The sequence below is a fragment of the Paenibacillus sp. FSL H8-0104 genome, assembly GCF_038050215.1.
Classification (GTDB): domain Bacteria; phylum Bacillota; class Bacilli; order Paenibacillales; family Paenibacillaceae; genus Paenibacillus; species Paenibacillus amylolyticus.
Genome location: NZ_JBBOTC010000001.1, coordinates 116,285 through 132,677, shown reverse-complemented (window position 1 = coordinate 132,677; position 16,393 = coordinate 116,285). Strand labels below are relative to the sequence as shown.

The following is a 16,393-nucleotide window of genomic DNA, read 5'->3' as shown; positions in this document are numbered from 1 at the left end:
GGCGTCTGCCACAATCCCTTCTGTCCATTGTACGGAATGTAACCGTTATAATGCAAATACTTGTCTTTGAGTGTAAGTTTCCGGGTGGGATGGCCAACATTCGGCAAGATCCGCTATTGAGTGAACGATGCATTGAGGCGATCAATCCGAATAGACCGGCTATGGAGCGCAGTTCAAACAAAACCGGGGGTTGGGGATGAGAAATGATGTTCTTACAGCCATATGAAGTTTATTTCAAAAAAAGACCCTCCGGTAAAGGAAACAGAAACATTTCGTCTTATGCCGGAGAGACTGAGAACTCTATTAAAACAGGTTTACCTAATCATCAAAAAGATATGCAGTTCAGTTAAAATAAACATGTGTAGGACTGAATCATGCATAACGCTTCCTATTAATCAGTTTCCCGCCATACATCTGCACCGAGCAGGCGCAGATTAGTCACCAGATGATCATAACCGCGGTCGATATATTCGACCCCCGTTACTTCAGTCACACCTTCACTGACGGTGAGACCTGCAATCACCAGCGCTGCTCCAGCGCGAAGATCGGATGCTTTTACTTTGGCCGCGTTTAATGCACCGCCTTCAATAATCGCTGACCGTCCTTCTACTCGAATCTTTGCACCCATCCGCACTAACTCAGGCACATGTTTGAATCGATTACTGTATACAAAGTCGCTCAGGACGCTCACACCGGTTGCCTGTGTTAAAACACTAGTCATTGGTGACTGTAGATCCGTTGGGAAACCAGGATATACAAGTGCCTTCACGTCCACATGGTTATAGCTTGGTTTACCAATGACACGTATACTTTCATCCAATTCCTCAATGCCAACACCCATTTCTAGCAGCTTTGCCGTTAAAGCTTCCAGATGTTTGGGAATCACATTGTCAATCAGAACATCTCCGCGCGTCGCCGCTGCAGCGATCATATACGTACCTGCTTGGATACGGTCCGGAATGATGGAATGACGGCAGCCTTTAAGCTCCGAGACCCCTTCAATACGGATCGTTTCGGTACCTGCACCCTTGATGCTGGCACCCATGGAATTCAGAAGTGTTGCTACATCTATAATCTCAGGCTCTTTAGCCGCGTTTTCGATAATTGTAGAGCCTTTGGCACGAGTAGCCGCCAGCATGATATTAATGGTTGCGCCGACACTGCTTACATCAAGATAGATTTTTGCTCCGCGCAGCTCTTTGGCATGCAAATGAATGGAGCCATGTTCGTTTGTTACGGTTGCGCCAAGCGCTTCAAACCCTTTGATATGTTGATCAATTGGACGAGGCTCAAAATTACAGCCCCCTGGTAAACCTATGGTCGCTTCTTTGAAACGCCCTAGCAATGCACCCATCATATAATACGAAGCACGAAGCTTCTTCACGGGACCATTCGGCATAGGAATGGATTTAATGTCAGAAGGGTCAATCTTCATCTGACTGCCTTCCCAAGTCACATGTGCTCCGAGTTCCTCCAAAATTTCTGCATAAACCGCCACGTCACTCAAAAGCGGCAGGTTGTCCAACACGACTTCTGACTCGGCAAGCAATGCTGCAGGAATAAGCGCAATGGCGCTGTTCTTGGCGCCGCTTATAGTTACAGTTCCCTGTAACGGACGTCCGCCACTAATCATCAATTTTTCCATAAAGCTTAATGTCCCCCTACGTGTTTTGCAGCCGATGAACGGCAATACGTGCTGTTGGCTTCCGATGTAGAAATAAGGTGTGAAAATGGAAAGACACCGGCTAGGCGGTGTTTTTCCATTTCACAGTATGGAACTGGTAAAGATAAATTACGCTTTGTTGTTAGAACCAAACTCGCGGATTTTACCTTTAACGGTTTCTTTAATTGCTTCACGGCCTGGTACGATGAATGTACGTGGATCGTAAGCGTCTGGTTTAGCTGCAAGCACTTCACGAACCACTCTTGCAAAAGCAATTTGGTTCTCTGTGTTTACGTTGATTTTGGACGTACCCAGGGAAATGGCTTTGTCGATGTCGTGTTTAGGAATACCTGTACCACCGTGCAATACGAGTGGAACTTGTACCGCGTCACGAACTTCTTCCATTTCTTTGAAGCCCAGGTTAGGCTCGCCATGGTAAGGACCGTGTACGGAACCAAGAGCTGGTGCCAATGTATCGATGCCTGTTTCTTTAACGATACGGATACACTCGTTCAGGTCAGCGTACATGATACCGCCGATAACGTCGTCTTCTTGTCCGCCTACAGTACCTACTTCAGCTTCTACAGAAACGCCTTTAGCGTGTGCATATTCAACAACTTTTTTAGTCATTTCGATGTTCTCATCGATAGAGTGGTGGGAACCGTCGATCATTACGGATGTGAATCCAGCGTCAATCGCTTCTTTACACTTGTCGAAGCTTGAACCGTGGTCCAGGTGAATTGCAACTGGAACAGTGATTTTCATGTCGTGAATGAGTCCTTCTACCATTTTAACTACAGTGTAGAAGCCACCAATGTGACGTGCTGCGCCTTCGGATACACCCAAGATTACTGGGGATTTCTCTTCTTCAGCAGCACCAAGAATCGCTTGAGTCCACTCAAGGTTATTGATGTTGTATTGACCAACTGCATATTTTCCTTCAAGTGCTTTGTTCAACATGTCTGTCATAGATACTAATGGCATGGTTTCAATCCTCCTAGGGGTTTGGGTTGTGTCTATGGTTTTTAGCCGAAATCACATACGGGCTTATTATACCACATCCCATGTCAAATACTAAACAAGCATTTGCAAAAATGCTGTGCTTTGCAGCACAGTTTTCATAGACACCGCTTTATAACTTCCCCATTTCCAATATTCCCCGGATGAAGGAGTGAAATACCTCATTTTCCCACCAAGTACCTTCTATGTTCTCCACACGCAAAAAAATCCTGTATCAACAGGATTCAGCTGCATTTATTGGCGGTACCGTTGCGAAGTTGCATATTCACAGCCACTCGCATCTCGTCGATATCAAACGGTTTCGTAAAGTGCATGAGCGCTCCGAGATCCGTGGCTTCCTTAATCATGTCCAGTTCACCATAAGCGGTCATCATGATCACCTTGATACCCGGATCAATTTCTTTAATATGCTTCAGGATTTCCAGACCGTCCATCCCAGGAATCTTCATATCGAGCAATACCAGGTCAGGCTTGTCATTATTCACAATCTCCAGAGCAACCTTGCCGTTGGGTGCTTGAAACGTGTTATACCCCTCACTGCTGAACACTTCCATTAACAGGATTCGAATACCATTCTGGTCATCAACAATCAAAACTTTTTTATCTTCCACTCTGTAACCTCCTAGAATTAGGAAAGCATGCACACCTTCGAATCTGGATAACTATCCCATAGTCGTCATGATAAGTATTCTACCTCTTCCATTAAAATCCTGCTACCTTCACAAAATGACAAAAAAGCATTCCCACCTGCTCTTTACGCAAAAAAAGGGATGTTCAGGCAGCCGCTATGGTTGCCAGGAACATCCCTAATATCTATTACGTTAACACAAAAAAATTTATTACTTCTGCGCATTCACCAGAGAAGCTTTTACAAAATCACGGAACAATGGTTGCGGACGGTTCGGACGGGAAGTGAATTCCGGATGGAATTGTACCGCCAGGAACCATGGGTGTCCTGGAAGTTCCACGATCTCAACCAGACGTCCATCCGGGGATGTACCCGAGATAACCAGTCCTGCTTTTTCGATCGTTTCACGGTATTCATTGTTGAACTCATACCGGTGACGGTGTCTCTCATACACCAGCTCGTCATCATAACAAGCCATCGCCAAAGAACCTTCCTGAAGCTTACAAGGATACAGACCCAGACGCATCGTGCCACCCAGATTCTCGATATCTTTTTGCTCAGGCAACAGGTCGATCACAGGGAATTCCGTAGCCGGATTAATTTCGGAACTGTTCGCACCATTCAAGCCAACGATGGAACGTGCATACTCAATAACGGAAACCTGCATACCCAGGCAAATACCGAAGAACGGAATTTGTTTCTCACGAGCATAACGAATTGCCGACACTTTACCTTCAATACCACGATCTCCGAATCCACCAGGAACAAGGATACCCCCAATACCATGTAACAAGTCGCCTACATTCTCATCCGTAATATCTTCAGAAGGAACCCAGCGAATTTTCACATCAGCATTGGATGCAAATCCTGCATGAGACAACGACTCAACAACACTCAGGTATGCATCATGCAACGCTACATATTTACCAACAATAGCGATCTCAACTGTATGCTCCAACTTGTTGATCCGGTCAACCAGCCCTTCCCACTCGCTCATATCCGGTGCAGGAGTAGTCAGTTTCAGGTGATTTACCACGATCTCATCCAAGCCTTCTTCACGCAGGTTCAAAGGTACTTGATACAACGTGTCTGCGTCACGACATTCAACCACGGCATTCTCATCAATGTCGCAGAAGAGAGCGATCTTGGCTTTCATGTCTTTAGACAATTCATACTCCGTACGGCATACAATCACATTCGGTTGAATACCGATGCTGCGTAATTCCTTAACACTATGTTGCGTTGGTTTTGTTTTCACTTCACCAGCTGCTTTGATATAAGGAATAAGTGTTACGTGGATGTACATCACATTGTCGCGACCTACATCACTCTTGATCTGACGGATAGCTTCCAGGAAAGGCAAACTCTCAATGTCGCCCACTGTTCCACCAATTTCCGTAATAACCACATCCGAACCCGCTTCACGTCCAGCGCGGAATACACGCTCTTTGATCTCGTTCGTAATGTGTGGAATAACTTGTACCGTTCCGCCCAGATATTCCCCGCGCCGCTCTTTGCTGATGACGGAAGAGTATACTTTACCAGTCGTGACGTTGCTGTTTTTGGAGAGATTGATATCAATAAAACGTTCATAGTGGCCAAGGTCCAGATCCGTTTCCGCGCCATCATCCGTTACAAAAACCTCGCCGTGCTGATAAGGACTCATTGTTCCCGGGTCGATGTTAATATATGGATCAAATTTCTGGATCGTTACCTTAAGCCCTCTGTTTTTCAGCAATCTGCCCAGAGAAGCAGCCGTAATCCCTTTGCCCAGGGAGGACACAACTCCGCCCGTCACGAAAATATACTTTGTCACTGTTATTACCCTCCTAATATAAGTACAGAAATTCAGGCGATATATGGTGTTATCGTAACCTGTTTCCCAGGTAATCATCGTTAAAAAGAGCAATGGCAGAAATTCCCTGCATCTGCGAACTGCTCTTTCTGCGAAGACGGTTTAAATACACGTTGTTCTACAGCAAAAAATGGTGCAAATATTCCGATGGCCTTCATTCCATTTGGTGTTTTTGATATACAAAAACGGGCCACGAAATGTTGGCCGGGAGCATACGGAAAAAAATCATTTTGCAAAATTATGCCTCTAAAAATACAAAAAAAAGTACTCCCGCAGGACGGGGCACCTTCTATAAAAAACATAAATATATTGTCGCTCATTCATAAGCCCATGCAATAGTTTACCCGTTACCCCGTCTGCTGTCAAGGCTGACTATTCCGGGGAAACGGGTAAATTATAGACGTCAAAAATGACTACCGATTATCAGAATCGTCGTCAAATTCATCCTCGTTTTCGGACTCTTCTTCGTCTTCTTCGAGGTCTTCATCTTCCAGATCGTCATCTTCAACCAGCACTTCTTCTTCGCTGTCTTCTTCGTCAAAGATGTCGTCTTCTTCTTCCTCTTCTTCGTCTTCTTCTTCCTCTTTATCCGTGCTGTCGAAGCCTTCATCGCTGCTATAGCTGTCTTCTTCTTCACCGAAGTCTTCATCTTCCAGATCATCGTCTTCATCGTTGATGATACGCGGACGCTTCGCACCCGTCATGGAATCTTCTGTTCCAGCTACCGGATACCAGCGCTTTAAGCCCCACAGACTTGTACCGACGCAAGCAAAACGGCCATCGATATTAATCTCGGTATATAGCTGGGCGATAAACTCGTTGATTTCTTCATCAGTCATTCCGCGCTGCTTCGCTACCTCATTCATTAAGTCACGATAGTAATACGGCGTATTAGCCGCTTTCAGCACCATAAAGGCAAGGTCCACCAAAGGGATCTCTTTTACCTTTTCTTTATCAATTTTCAAATTGAGCGAGGTACTCACTGCAGACACTTCCTCTCACACAAAATTCACTTTTTAACCCCTACGAACTGGACTGTTACGTATAACATATCCATTAACAAACCTAAGTAAAACCTATTTAGCGTTAAAAAGCAAGTTTTTATGTACGGATGTGACGCAAATGCGGAGAGCAGCAACAATATGTCCACATATTAAACGTGAAGTGACATCAAACCCACAGGAATATCCTCTTTGCCAAAGAGACAACTCCATAATAAAAAAGACGGAGTCCCCTCCGCCTTCTGACTGTATACCCTTGGAGGATTACTCCTCACCAGGTTCCCCGCAAGAGCCCTCTAGCTCTCCATCCATCATATGTCCCTGCGCCCGTTTTGACACGAAGAGAATGTGTTTTTGTAAAAAAAGGGCAAGTTCCCCATGCGGCGGGATGAGCGCATTCATAGAATACCTCAGCATGTTCATCCCGAAGGGGGCTGCCCATTATGGACTATACTGGTTTATTGCATCAATTGATTGACGGAATGCGACGCCCTGAACCAGAACAGGGAGGGCGATATTTGATCCGATTTGCCAAACTGCAGCAGTACGAGGCCTGTCTCGTAGAATTGTCACGAATGCGGAATGAATTCACCGACCTTGGGGCTGTCCGTTCCTCGCGACTAGCTCGTTCCATTATCGCTCCAGTCCAACGCCCGGAGGACCTATACCGCTATGGGGATGAAATTACGATTGAAGAAGACGTTCCCATCTCCCTTCATGCCAACGCACTCCACAGCAAACCAAGCAATGCTCAAGGCATACCCTGGGGAGTGAAGCAGATTCGGGCGCCCAAAGTATGGTCTGTGTCTACCGGACACCGGATTAAAATCGGTGTGATTGATACAGGTGCTGATTATCACCATCCTGATCTTCGTTATTCCCTGGCACGCGGAATCAATCTGTTAAACCGCAGCCTGCTTCCTCATGATGATAACGGACACGGCACCCACATAGCAGGGACTATCGCTGCTGCCAACAGTACCGCAGGCATGATTGGTGTAGCTCCACGCTCCCTGATCTATCCGGTGAAAGCATTTGACCACAACGGATCGGCTTATGTATCCGATATTGTACTTGGCATCGACTGGTGTGTGCGCAACAAGGTCGATATCATCAATATGAGCTTTGGCATGAAAACACGCAGCAAGGCGCTTCTTGACGTTGTCAATCGTGCATACCATGCTGGAATCGTTATTGTTGCTTCGTCAGGAAATGACGGCAAACGCCGCAGTATTGATTACCCTGCACGGTATCCCCAGACCATATCTGTTGGGGCAACCGACAAAAACAGACGTATTGCGTCCTTCAGCAATCGTGGCGCATATGTGGATGTCTATGCACCCGGTGATAAAATTGTCTCCTCCTGGGTACAAGGAAAGCATCACGAGATGAGCGGCACATCCATGGCGACGTCCCATGTGAGTGGCGCTATCGCCTTGCTACTCTCCAAACATCCGGGGTTATCCCCTAGTGAAATCAAGACACTCGTCAAACGTGCTACGATCCCTTTGCGTGCTCGCAAGACTACCACAGCAAAGAGCAAGGTGCGTGGTGGTGAGATTGATGCCCTGAAGCTAATGCAGGAGGGCGGGGAGTGAGCCAGCTCTGTCAGCCGTCAGCCGAACTTGATTGAGGCTTCGTGGCGAAACGCAGTAGCCCGGACCAGGCAGTACGCACGAGGGAGTATTACGTAGCGGCTGAAACTCTAGGTTACGCCCACTGTGATGTCAGAGCAGGCTAGTGTGCCTTGGATGGGTCAGGCATTTCGTTTTCTTCAACTCCGGGTACACAATAAAAAAAGTCTCCATGTACCACGTTGCAGTTGCAACGTGGACTTGGAGACTTTTTTGTTAGGCAGAGCGGCGGATGTGCCGCTAGCCTGGAATTTACATTTTGTCAGGAGCGGTTACGCCTACCAGACGAAGCGCTGTTGCGATAACGGTACGTACAGCACCGATCAGTGCCAGACGTGCTTGAGTTTGCTGCGTGTCTTCCGTAATGACACGTTCTGCACGATAGTAGCTGTGGAACAGGGATGCCAACTCGTATACATAACGGATGATACGATGAGGCGCATATCCTGTTGCTGCTGCCGAGATTTCCTCAGGCAACTCTCCCATTTTGCGGAGAAGGTCATACTCGTGCTCTGTTGTCAGCTTGGACAGGTCAATCTGTGCCAGTGGCAACAGTTCAATACCTTGTTCTTCAGCCTGACGGTATACGCTACATACACGGGCATGCGCGTATTGTACGTAGAATACCGGATTCTCATTGGATGTCGAAATCGCAAGGTCCATGTCAAAGTCCAGATGGGAGTCCATGCTGCGCATTGTGAAGAAGTAACGGATGGCATCAATGCCGACTTCATCCATCAGATCTTCCATCGTTACAGCTTTACCTGTACGCTTGGACATCTTCACTTTTTCACCGTTCTGGAACAAGCTCACCATCTGTGCAATCAAGACCACCAGTTTCTCAGGGTCATTACCCAGTGCTTGCATCGCGGCTTTCATCCGTGGAATATATCCATGGTGATCGGCACCCCAGATGTTGATCATCGTGTCGTATCCACGAGCATATTTGTCGCGGTGATAAGCAATATCTGGCGTCAGGTAAGTATACGTGCCATCGTTCTTGATCAATACACGTTCTTTGTCGTCACCGTACTGCATCGTTTTCAACCAAGTTGCTCCATCTTGCTCATAGATCTCATTACGGTCACGCAATTCATCAAGCACTCGCAGCACTTCTCCGTTATCGTACAGGGAAGTTTCGCTGAACCAGATGTCAAAGTTAACACGGAAGCGATTCAAGTCACGTTTGATCTTGTCCAGTTCCTTCTCCAGACCAAAGTCACGGAAATAAGCTGCACGGTCACCCGGATGCATGGACAGCAATTCGTCACCCTTTTCAGCAACAAGCTGCTTGGCGAATCCTTTAATATCTTCACCGTGATAACCGTCTTCAGGCATCTCAGCATCCTGACCCAGCTCTTGCAGATAACGAGCTTCAATGGAACGAGCCAGATTAAACACCTGATTACCTGCGTCATTAATGTAGTATTCACGGGTTACATCATATCCTGCGTAGTCAAGGATGTTACATAGTGCATCACCTACAGCTGCTCCACGGGCATGACCCAGATGCAGGCTGCCTGTCGGGTTGGCACTGACAAACTCCATCTCGACTTTGCGTCCTTCTCCGATGTTAATTCTTCCGTAATCTTTACCCTGCTCCTGCACAAGCGCAAGTACTGGATAAAGGTAACTCTTGTCCAATTTGAAGTTAATGAATCCTGGGCCCGCAATCTCAGCCTTCTCGATTCCTGCTTCAGCCAGATTCAGATTGGCAATGATCTCTTCAGCAATCTGACGCGGATTGCGCTTGGCAATCTTGGTCAGCTGCATGGCAGCATTGGTCGCCAAGTCTCCATGTGTCTTCTCACGCGGCACTTCCAATGTGATGGCTGGCAATTCGTCCTGCGTAACAATTCCGGCCGTCACAATGGCGTTGCCGATGGCCGTACTTACCCGTTCGTTAATCGTATCTAGTGGATTACGTGTCATGAAATTGGTTCCTCCTGTATATGCAAACTAATCGCGAAATGTCCAGATTCTTCATCAAAGCGGTAAAAGTCGTAGCTCCACGCTGCGCGTGCGCTCAATCCCTGAATGGAAAGTTCCAGCTTCTGTGTATGCGTGGACAGGGCAAACGACATGTATGGTGATCGGTAGAAACCAGGAAGCTTCCGATTCAACTCAAAAGTCTGCTCCGATTCCACCTCACCATGACGTATAATCTTGATGGATTGTCCGCCCAGCTTCAATGTTGTACGGGTTGTACCTCCCTCAGGTCCAACCTGCGGTTCTTCATAACGAACATAAAGAACAGACCCTTTTAACACGGCTTCACCCTGCATTTCCTGCAGCACATCTTCACCTTCATAACGGCTGTGCAGCCGGATGTGTACCGGTCGCATGTTCGACATGAATGTTAACCTCCATTATATTCGAGGCGACGCAAAATCAGGCACGGCTGGTGAGAACAGCCCTTCCCGTATTGTTGTGTCGCTATACGCGCTCATATTCCCGGATAGCTCGCTATCCTACACTCTACTGTATAACTATATCCAGTTCCCTCGCTCAATTCAAATCCAAATTCAGAGTTTTTTCCACATCAAGCCAAAAAAGAAGAGCTGCACCTGTAAAGTGCAACTCCCTTTTGCTTCATTATAATAAGATTCGTTCATCCGATCAGGCCCATTGCGATTCATAAGGAAAAGGACATGTCGACTCACTCAGCTTCGCTCGCACCTGTACGAGACAACCACAATGCCGACAAGTTGTGCCATATTGCAATCCCGGACAAGCAGAGCAGATGGATAGCCGACGTTCATATTCCTCATCCTGTACCGTCGGACGCGAACGTGAGGCAATCTCCACAAGTCTGGCCATTTTGGCATCGCTAATCTTCACATCGTACTGATCATTACAGCCTTTGCAAGGTTCCTGCCTTTTCATGCATTAACCCTCGACAGCGAGCACCCCAACCGATGCTGGTGGAAGGACAAAACGCAGTGTGTTATTCTCCAGTGTGATTCCATCCCACGCCACAGGCTGAACATGATTCGGCTGTTCAAAGGTATTAAATGCACCAAAATCAGTATGGTGCAGAATCTGCCCGTTTACTTTAGCCGCTTGAGCTGCGTCCAGCTGACACACAACTTCCAACTCATCCGTGTGACTCAGATTACAAGCTGTCACATGAATGACCCCATCCTTGTTGCGGGAAGCTGATAAGCTGAGCTGCGGAATGGTCTCTTCTCCGAATGTGTATCCTGGGCTTTCATAATTCAAATCCAGTCGCTGTGCATCCATATGGACCTGATACATATCAAATACATGGTACGTAGGGGTCAGGAGCATTTTGTCCCCTTCCGTGAGCACAAGCGATTGAAGCACATTGACGATCTGCGCAAGATTTGCCATGTGTACCCGTTTATTATGTTGGTTGAAAATATTCAGGTTAACACCTGCAAGCACAGCGTCCCGCATCGTATTCTGTTGATACAGGAACCCTGGATTGGTTCCCGGCTCAACGTTATACCACGTGCCCCATTCATCCACAATAATGCCGACTCTGCCCTCTGGATCATATTTGTCCATAATCTCGGAGTGCTTCACCAGTAATTCATCCATATGGAGCGTCTTTTTCAAGGTAGTGAACCATTCAGCCTCGCCAAATCCTGTAGCTGCGCCTTTATCATTCCACTCTCCTGTAGGGATGGTGTAATAATGAAGACTGATTCCATCCATAAAGCGAGCAGCCTCCCGCATCAGGACTTCCATCCATTCATAGTTGCCTTCGTTGGGTCCACAAGCGATTTTATAAATCTCGTTCCCGGAATAGTTACGTACATATGTAGCATACCGACGATATTCATCCGCATAATATTCAGGACGCATATTGCCGCCGCATCCCCAGTTCTCATTTCCCACGCCAAAATACTTCATTTTCCACGGTTCTTCCCTACCGTTACTCTTACGCCAGTTCGCCATCGGCGATTCGCCGTCAAACGTGATGTACTCCACCCATTCCTGCATCTCCTGCACTGTACCGCTACCCAGGTTGCCACTGATATATGGCTCCGTGCCGAGCAACTCACATAATCTCAAGAATTCATGTGTACCAAAGTGATTGTTCTCTTCCACACCGCCCCAGTGTGTATTGATCATACGAGCACGCTTACTCTTCGGACCCACACCATCTTTCCAGTGATATTCATCGGCAAAACAACCGCCTGGCCAGCGAAGTACTGGAATATTAAGCTTCTGCAAGGCCGTCAATACATCATTTCGAATCCCATCCGTATTCGGAATAGGTGAATCTTCTCCTACCCACAAACCCTCATAAATACAACGTCCCAAGTGTTCGGAAAAATGACCATATATATTGCGATTTATTAATCCTTGATCCGAATCTGCCTTTAAAATAACATTAACCATGATTTCAACCTCCATATAATGTATTGTTATCGCTTACAATAACTCGTTTTAGAGTAGGTTTCAACCGTTTTTATTTCTACACAAACAAGCCTCTTCCTGTGTAATTGATTAGGAAGAGGCTTGTTTGTTATAGAAATTCATACAGAGACTTACCAAATTGATTTTTATACATTTCTAATTTGGATTTGCCCGTTTATTATTTCAGAATAACAGGCTACTTAATCCTGCTCTGAAGGCAACAACATTTTTTGTGTCCACGTCGTTCCACCATCTACAGTCTGATAGATCGCAGGAGAGTTATCACTTGTGACTACGAGCCAACCCGTCTTGGCCGATGGGAACGAGATACGGGAACTGTATCCCGGATCTTTCAGGTCAATATTTTTCCACGTGGAACCTGTATCATAAGAACGTCCAATACCCACTTTGCCAGCTGCGGGTGAACCTGCAGACAGATACGCCGTCTGATTACCAATCAACGCTATGTTGCCGGGATGACCACCCGGGTTGGCTGGTCCATTTCCTTTGCCCGTACTGTTTGTACCCGGTGCAGGACCTCCCCCTGCTGTGGATTGCGCAAATACTTGGGTCCAGTTCTTGCCTTGATTACCGCTCGCATAGAGGGAGTACGATTGTTGGGACATGCCTGCATCACCATACAAAAGGGCCCATACTTGCTGACCATGTGCATACAGATCCGCTCCGCTCCATGTGTCTGAGACAACTCGAAGAGAGGTTGTCCAGTTCTTGCCGCCATCACTCGTTTGCTTTAGATGATATCCCGATCCAGGTACAACCACGACGGCATACCCTTGTTTCTCTGTTGCAAAGGCAGCTGCACGCGTGTTGGCAGGTGTATTCAATTTACTCCAGGTTACCCCGCCATCCTTCGTCTGATATGCACCATTATAGGTGTAACCATAACCTACATCTTTATTGCGAAAATCAATTCGTTTGAATTGAATGCCCGGCGTATCGAGCCGCGTCCAGTGCGATCCCCCATCATGGGTACGGATCAGATAGGTTGCAGGTGAATCCTTCACTCGCGCCAGCGCATATCCGTTCACATTATTCGGAAAATCAAGCTGTGTGAATTGCCACTGCCCGGTATATATGGACTGCCACGTACATCCTGCATTCGAGGTACCGATCAGGAAGCCCTCACCCCCAGCTCGTCCAGTCGTATCATTAAGAAAATCAATGTCAGTAAATTGCAGGTGTTGCTCTTCCACACCACTACCTTTTTTCAGTGTAGCAGATAGTCCATGATCTCCCTTTCCACATGCCTGTGAGGATGCAGCGTTAGCACCTGATAGCGTATGTACCGGACCCATCCCCCAAGCCAGCGTTAACGATAATGCGAGTGCACCAATCCGTTTCCATGTCATTGTACTCTTGGTTGTCATCGTAACACCTCCTTCTATGGTTTTACCCAAATTTGATGGTTCTAACGTAACAAACTGATTAACCCCGATGACAATTTCGCAAGAAAAAAACCACCTTTACCCATGATTGGATCATGTAGGCAAGGGTGGTTCATCACCAAACATTGTGTACTCTAAATTAAATGGGATACGTCACCACAGCAAGGATAACAAAACTGATACTTAATAAAAGGCATAAATATTAAGATGGAGTCATGCCAAGGCAGGAAATCTGCATGTGCGAGCTATACTAACACATGAAATAAATGGTAGAGGCAAGGGAACATACGTGCTATAATTAATGTTATGGACTTTTGAATATCGGTGGATGTTTTCCAGACCATGGCGCAGCTTCCCGAAAGGGGGTGACGTCGATGGTCAAACTTGTGGCGTTGCTTGATGTAATCCGATGGATTGCTGCGATCCTCAGTATTGTACTGAGTGGGCGAAAGCTTTACCGTTGGTTGCGCAAAAAGTTTCGTAGCAAGCGAAAACCCACCTCATAAGGTCGGAAGCCTGACGGTGGGTTTTGCTTGAATAGCATTATTTAGTTCATGCGCGCCGTGGCAATCCACAGCCTTTCGGGTCCTAAGAGTCTTTACCGTTGGTAGCGGTAAAGGCTCTTTTTAGTATATGACCGAACCCGATCACCATATACTTCACGAATGTAATATATCAATTAATATACTACTGAATACTTATGTAGTCAGTATAGCACAGCTCTGTACAAAAGTTAACAATACAAAACGCCCTCCCCTGCGCAAAGTTGAACCCGCGCAGACAGAGAGCGTTATACTTATCGATTATTCTGTGATTATTTCACGAATCCAAGAAGCATTTCACGGATCAGCTTCGCAGCTACAATCTGTGTCTGTTGTGTTGGATCATAGATTGGTGCAACTTCAACCAAGTCACAACCAACTACATTTACATCAGATCCTGCGATCATATGAATGGCTTCCAGCAGTTCCTTGGACGTAATGCCACCCGCTTCTGCTGTACCTGTTCCTGGTGCTGCTGACGGATCAAGCACATCGATGTCGATGGTCACATACACCGGACGGTTGCCCATCTTCGGAAGAGCTTCCTTCATCGGAGCTGCCACTTCAAATGGATAGAAGTTGATGTTCTCGCGACCATACTGGAACTCCTCACGGGAACCGGAACGGATACCGAACTGATAGATATTTTTGCCACCCATCAACTCAGCTGCTTTACGTACTGGTGTGGAGTGGGACAATGGCTCGCCTTCATAGTTTTCACGAAGGTCAGCGTGTGCATCAATATGAATCAGGATAAGATCCGGGTATTTCTTGTACATCTGTTGGATGACTGGCCAAGTAACCAGATGCTCGCCACCGAGACCAACTGGGAATTTGTCGTCAGCGAGCAGACTGCCGATGTATTCATGAATTACCTCAAGACTGCGTCCAGCGTTACCAAAAGGCAAGAGCAGGTCTCCAGCGTCAAAGTATGTCATGTCTACAATGCTTTTGTCGAGATATGGGCTGTACTCTTCAAGTCCAACCGATGCTTGACGGATATGAGATGGGCCGAAACGGGAACCCGGACGGAAGCTGACGGTGTAGTCCATCGGCATGCCATAGATAACCGCTTTGGAGTTCTCATAATCCTCAGAGCTGCAAATAAATACGTTTCCTGAATAAGCTTGATCCAGTTTCATTAATGATTTCCCCTTTTATTTCGTTAAATCTTCCACGAATTTAGGAAGTACAAATGCTGCTTTGTGCAGACGCGGAGAGTAATACTTGGTATCCATCTCCGGGATTTGAGTCTCATCCACTTCAAGCGGGTCATGTTTCTTGCTACCCATGGTGAATGTCCACAAACCACTTGGATAGGTTGGAATATTACAGCCGTACACATGTACGATCGGGAAGATTTCTTTGACGTCTTTGTTCACCTTCTGGATCAGATCCGCCTTGAACCAAGGGTTGTCCGTTTGGGCAACGAAGATTCCGTCTTCTTTGAGTGCTTCGTAGATGCCTTGGTAGAACCCACGCTCAAACAATGGCGCAGCCGGGCCTACAGGCTCCGTGGAGTCTACGATGATCACATCGTATTCATTTTTATGTTCAATAATATGCATGTAGCCGTCGTTTACGAGCACTTCAACATTAGGCTCGTCCAACTTGCCGGCGATTTCAGGCAAATATTTTTTGGAGTATTCAATAACTTTACCGTCAATTTCGACGAGAACTGCTTTTTCTACAGCAGCATGTTTAATGACTTCACGAATGACTCCGCCATCGCCGCCACCGACAACCAGAACTTTTTTCGGATTCGGGTGAGTGTTCAGCGCAGGGTGTGCCGCCATTTCGTGATATACGAATTCGTCTTTTACAGTCGTCATCACCATGCCATCAAGAAGCAACATGTTACCGAATTCTTCGGTCTCTACCATGGCCAAATCTTGAAAATCCGTTTTCTCTGTAACATAGGTCTGCTTAATCTTCGCGGTGATCCCGAATACCGGGGTCTGTTTCTCCGTAAACCACAATTCCATAATCTCTACCTTCTTTCCGTAAAGTTAATGATCAGCCATACCCGATCAAGTGCTGTGCACTATATTCGGTTCGCCCAAGCACGTCCAGCGTTCGGCGCCATATCGCGTTATCATTGCTGGCCTGCGGGAAAGGTCCGCGGTTCACTTCATTATATAGATTAAATTGACCAGAGCGTGCAGAGCGTCTGACTAATCAATGAATCAATGACCATTCGTCTGTTCGTCCTTACGCGCTTTAGTATCTTGTGCCGAATCTTACCTTTTCATTAC

At 46.7% G+C, this 16,393-nt stretch carries 15 protein-coding genes; 2 read left to right on the top strand and 13 right to left on the bottom strand.

What is annotated here, in order from left to right; all coding sequences use genetic code 11:
* Positions 1–391: 391 nt before the first annotated feature.
* From NST38_RS00625 to rpoE, 6 genes are all read right to left on the bottom strand, one after another.
* Positions 392–1,645 carry a UDP-N-acetylglucosamine 1-carboxyvinyltransferase gene (locus tag NST38_RS00625; protein WP_076254844.1) on the bottom strand — a complete coding sequence of 418 codons (1,254 nt, stop codon included), beginning with the start codon at positions 1,643–1,645 and terminating at the stop codon, positions 392–394.
* A gap of 147 nt (positions 1,646–1,792) precedes the next feature.
* Entirely contained in the window at positions 1,793–2,647 is an 855-nt protein-coding gene (gene fba, locus NST38_RS00620) for a class II fructose-1,6-bisphosphate aldolase (RefSeq protein WP_036607263.1), read from the bottom strand.
* A gap of 260 nt (positions 2,648–2,907) precedes the next feature.
* Complete coding sequence (locus NST38_RS00615; RefSeq protein WP_017691292.1) at positions 2,908–3,294, bottom strand: response regulator; 387 nt, start codon at positions 3,292–3,294, stop codon at positions 2,908–2,910.
* 228 nt (positions 3,295–3,522) lie between these two features.
* Positions 3,523–5,127 (bottom strand): CTP synthase, encoded by a 1,605-nt coding sequence (locus NST38_RS00610; RefSeq protein WP_036607266.1) that lies wholly within the window; start codon positions 5,125–5,127, stop codon positions 3,523–3,525.
* An 80-nt stretch (positions 5,128–5,207) separates the two neighbouring features.
* Positions 5,208–5,486, bottom strand: coding sequence for a hypothetical protein (locus NST38_RS00605; RefSeq protein ID WP_165789966.1), 279 nt, complete (start codon positions 5,484–5,486; stop codon positions 5,208–5,210).
* A 93-nt stretch (positions 5,487–5,579) separates the two neighbouring features.
* Entirely contained in the window at positions 5,580–6,149 is a 570-nt protein-coding gene (rpoE, locus tag NST38_RS00600) for a DNA-directed RNA polymerase subunit delta (RefSeq protein ID WP_036607268.1), read from the bottom strand.
* A 461-nt stretch (positions 6,150–6,610) separates the two neighbouring features.
* Between rpoE and NST38_RS00595 the strand changes: the two genes are divergently transcribed.
* Positions 6,611–7,765, top strand: coding sequence for a S8 family peptidase (locus NST38_RS00595; protein ID WP_076254841.1), 1,155 nt, complete (start codon positions 6,611–6,613; stop codon positions 7,763–7,765).
* Between the two features lie 288 nt (positions 7,766–8,053).
* Here the strand turns inward: NST38_RS00595 and argS are convergent, their stop codons facing one another.
* From argS to NST38_RS00570, 5 genes are all read right to left on the bottom strand, one after another.
* Positions 8,054–9,733, bottom strand: coding sequence for an arginine--tRNA ligase (argS, locus tag NST38_RS00590; protein WP_036667693.1), 1,680 nt, complete (start codon positions 9,731–9,733; stop codon positions 8,054–8,056).
* The gene (locus NST38_RS00585) at positions 9,730–10,155 is read right to left on the bottom strand and encodes a DUF1934 domain-containing protein (RefSeq protein WP_017691299.1); all 426 of its coding nucleotides are present in this window, start codon (positions 10,153–10,155) and stop codon (positions 9,730–9,732) included. The genes argS and NST38_RS00585 overlap by 4 nt, the downstream gene beginning before the upstream one ends.
* 265 nt (positions 10,156–10,420) lie before the next feature.
* Positions 10,421–10,687, bottom strand: a complete 267-nt coding sequence (locus tag NST38_RS00580; protein WP_036667692.1) for a DUF6171 family protein — start codon at positions 10,685–10,687, stop codon at positions 10,421–10,423.
* 3 nt (positions 10,688–10,690) lie between these two features.
* Entirely contained in the window at positions 10,691–12,172 is a 1,482-nt protein-coding gene (locus NST38_RS00575) for an alpha-N-arabinofuranosidase (RefSeq protein ID WP_076254839.1), read from the bottom strand.
* Positions 12,173–12,390: 218 nt separating this feature from the next.
* Complete coding sequence (locus NST38_RS00570) at positions 12,391–13,578, bottom strand: WD40/YVTN/BNR-like repeat-containing protein (protein WP_076254837.1); 1,188 nt, start codon at positions 13,576–13,578, stop codon at positions 12,391–12,393.
* 392 nt (positions 13,579–13,970) lie between these two features.
* Between NST38_RS00570 and NST38_RS00565 the strand changes: the two genes are divergently transcribed.
* Entirely contained in the window at positions 13,971–14,102 is a 132-nt protein-coding gene (locus NST38_RS00565) for a hypothetical protein (RefSeq protein ID WP_017691304.1), read from the top strand.
* A 308-nt stretch (positions 14,103–14,410) separates the two neighbouring features.
* On the opposite strand, the gene speB is transcribed toward NST38_RS00565, so the two are convergent.
* Complete coding sequence (gene speB, locus NST38_RS00560) at positions 14,411–15,280, bottom strand: agmatinase (RefSeq protein ID WP_036607280.1); 870 nt, start codon at positions 15,278–15,280, stop codon at positions 14,411–14,413.
* Positions 15,281–15,295: 15 nt separating this feature from the next.
* On the bottom strand, positions 15,296–16,123 hold the full coding sequence (gene speE, locus NST38_RS00555) for a polyamine aminopropyltransferase (protein WP_017691306.1): 828 nt from the start codon (positions 16,121–16,123) through the stop codon (positions 15,296–15,298).
* Positions 16,124–16,393 lie beyond the last annotated feature (270 nt).